5 protein-coding genes are annotated in these 2,966 nt (G+C 38.3%); 4 read left to right on the top strand and 1 reads right to left on the bottom strand.

What is annotated here, in order from left to right; all coding sequences use genetic code 11:
* The 4 genes from VIH09_RS08930 to VIH09_RS08940 form a co-directional block, all read left to right on the top strand.
* Positions 1-1,379, top strand: a 1,379-nt coding sequence (locus tag VIH09_RS08930; protein ID WP_331580081.1) for a P-loop NTPase fold protein, incomplete at its 5' end; no start/stop codon positions are given.
* Between the two features lie 36 nt (positions 1,380-1,415).
* Positions 1,416-2,153, top strand: coding sequence for a hypothetical protein (locus VIH09_RS08935; RefSeq protein ID WP_331580083.1), 738 nt, complete (start codon positions 1,416-1,418; stop codon positions 2,151-2,153).
* 20 nt (positions 2,154-2,173) lie between these two features.
* A complete protein-coding gene (locus VIH09_RS13620) occupies positions 2,174-2,524 on the top strand; it encodes an HNH endonuclease (RefSeq protein WP_414656150.1) in 351 nt (116 codons plus the stop codon).
* Between the two features lie 4 nt (positions 2,525-2,528).
* Positions 2,529-2,729: a hypothetical protein gene (locus VIH09_RS08940; protein WP_331580085.1), complete on the top strand. Its 201-nt coding sequence runs from the start codon at positions 2,529-2,531 to the stop codon at positions 2,727-2,729.
* A 57-nt stretch (positions 2,730-2,786) separates the two neighbouring features.
* On the opposite strand, the gene VIH09_RS08945 is transcribed toward VIH09_RS08940, so the two are convergent.
* On the bottom strand, positions 2,787-2,966 hold a 180-nt coding region (locus VIH09_RS08945), incomplete at its 5' end, for a hypothetical protein (protein WP_331580087.1).

Consider the following 2,966-nt stretch of genomic DNA (forward strand, 5'->3'; position numbering starts at 1 on the left):
CATTTGCTCGAACAATTGTAGAAAAGGCCCTAGACACAGAACAAGGTATCTCTGGACGTGATTATTTAGAGAAAATCATACAAGTTGGATTTGATATCCCTGCCATTGAACATAATCGAATTGAAAAAATATTACTTCCGCAGCTCGATCTTATTATTAATTCTATAGATTTAAAACATTGGGACCAAAACAGGTGGGGAAATCTTTATCATTCTGGCCTAGGAAAATTGTTCAAATCGATTAGAGACGTTAAACGATTTCTAAACAGCTTGACATTCAATATAAAATTAATTGCAGATGAAGTAAATCCAATAGATTTCATTGGCCTTGAGGCATTAAGAGTCTTTTATCCAGAGATTTATAAATCAATTGCAACCAACAAGGAACTGTTTATCGATCCCATGATGCGCTCGAATAACCCAAACAAGCTTGAAGAAAAAAGAAAGCTATTGGATAGCATATTTTTATCAAAAGGCACACACGAGGAATTAGCGAAAAATATCTGCTTGGAGCTATTTCCACAACTACGTTCCATCTATCCTGGGACCTTATTTGGCTCTTGGAGCGGTGATTATAAGTCATGGCGTAAAGATAGAAGGATTTGTAGCGAGGATATATTTGATATTTACTTTGTTATGGGTGTTCCAATAGCGGAAGTTTCACAAATGGAATTGCGAGAAGTGATCTCGCTGTCAACTGAACCTGACAAACTGACTAACTTATTTAGAAAATATCTGAAGGAAGAAAAAATTGGACGTTTACTAGATTTTCTAAACGATATTTTAGGTGATTTAACAAATGATGGTATTTTTGGGTTATGCAGTTCATTAATTGAAATCGGAGATCAATTAGTTGATGTGCGACATGGAGTATTCGAAATGGGGGCAGATTTCCAGTTACATTGGCTAATTTTTCATGCTTTGAATAAAATTGAAAACCAAATCTCTCGATTTAATTGGTTTCTTGAACAAATCAGCCAAAGCAATTCTTTATACACAGTGGTACAGCAAGTGGCTTGGAATTTGCCAAGCAAAGAGGATCCTCGGTTCAATTCTAATTTTGACGAAAAACAACTCGAGCTTCTTAAAGAAGCAAGTGTTCAAAAAATCGAAGTTTATGCCCAAAATGGTTCACTCTTAAAAACCAGAAATTTTGCCGAGATTTTGAGATTATGGAACGAATGGGCAATCGATAAAGATAATTTTGCAAGATTTGTTGACAAGACCATAAGCTCGCCGGAGAGCGCAATAGATTTTGTTGAAGGTTTTGTATTTGAAGGTTTTTCGCATACATTTGGTGACTATGCTTCAAGAAAGGAATTGCGTTTTAATTTTTCATCTATGAGTAGTCTTGCCGATGTAAACAAACTAAGGGAATAGTCGGGATAACAAACCCATTAGGGGTAGAATGGGGGGATGCGGCATACAGAATGGTTTTTCAGGCATTTCATTGCCATTGCTGGAACAATTTTTTCGGTGGTTGCCGCAGTTGTTATACTCCAAGAGGACGCCATGATTAGTCTGGGATTTTGTGCTAAGGGGGACGCCTTATGCATAATATCGGCAAATCTTGGTGTCATTTCAATTTTCGCATTAAGTATAGCATTTGTTGCATTGCTGACGGTTATCATGTCTGACGGAATACCTCTGATTATTAGATACATATATCAAGGAATACGAAGATACATCAAAACTCCTAATTTTCGTAATGTGAAAATTTCTTTTGTAGAAACAAAGACAGGCGAGATTTCAATACAAGTGCGAAATAAAGAATGGCACACTCCTTCAGTTAAAGTTGAAGCCCTCTGTAATGGCAATTTGAGGTGGATACCATACCAAGAATCGGATATTGCCACATTAAAAAAAGGCAGTAAAAAATATGCTGCTTTTCTAAAAACAACAGCTAATGAATTCCGCATAGAATCATTGAATGATGAGGTTGTAGTATTTCCGATTGGCAATCACAAATTAAGTGTCGTTTTATATATATCAGTTGAGAAAATAAGAATTTCCAGAACTTTTATTGTAGAAGTGGATTATAAGGGAGGAAATAAAATCAATGTTGTCAAAATAATGCAACATGAGGATATGCCCCAATCTGATGAGGCGTGGGAAATATACGAAAGAAAAATAAAAAGGGCTGACATACTCTGAAAGGAGTGAATTAATATATCATGTCTGTTAACTATCGCAAGATTGCCTTTGATGCATATCCCCCGATATGTGCTTATTGCGGATTCGGTATAAAGGGCATTTTGCAGGTGTCCCATCTCAATCATAATCGCAAGGATAATTCCCAAAAGAATTTGGTGATCCTGTGCCCCACCTGTCACAAAATGTACGACGGCAATTTGATTTCGAGAGACGCACTGATTGTATTGCGGGATAATCCCCGAAAGATAAACTGGTCTGCCAGCATGAAGGATGCAGGGATAAAGGCCGCTAAAAGACGCAAAGCCAGAGCCGCAGGCAGGAAGGCCGCCCAAACACGTCTCAAGAACCTACAAGCGAAGGTAGTAAAATAAAGTCATGGCAGATGATGAAAGGCCCACCCGCGTACAATTCCCAAAAGATTCGGATGCTAAAAGCATCTTTTCCGGGATCAGACGATTGCAAGATGAATGGGCAAAGAAATATCCGGATCGCGCCCATCGTCTTTACCCCAAGGTGTTCGATGAGAATGGAAACCGGATCAAGCGCGATGCCGGCGCTTCTCAAAACCCAAAATAAAGAATATTTTTCAATCAAAACGGCAACCTAAAGACTGGTTGCCGTTCCAAATTTAAGTTATTTTCCAGCCTTTTTCTTTGTCGGCCTGTGTTTCTTCTTTTCCTGTGGCTTCGGTTTGACCTTCAAAAACGCGCTCAAAGCCTCATTGAAACTAAGAGGGAAAAGTGAAACAGGTTTTTCGTTCGTGATTTTCTTTTCTTCTTTTGTGTCCATTTTGCTAGTATACCTCGCCCGACT

The organism is Flavobacterium sp., from assembly GCF_036515215.1.
In the GTDB taxonomy this organism is placed as follows: Bacteria; Bacteroidota; Bacteroidia; order Flavobacteriales; family Flavobacteriaceae; genus Flavobacterium.

Coding starts and splice junctions, on each gene's coding strand:
- VIH09_RS08935 (WP_331580083.1), top strand. CDS start 1,416: ATGCGGCATACAGAATGGTTTTTCAGGCATTTCATTGCCATTGCTGGA.
- VIH09_RS13620 (WP_414656150.1), top strand. CDS start 2,174: ATGTCTGTTAACTATCGCAAGATTGCCTTTGATGCATATCCCCCGATA.
- VIH09_RS08940 (WP_331580085.1), top strand. CDS start 2,529: ATGGCAGATGATGAAAGGCCCACCCGCGTACAATTCCCAAAAGATTCG.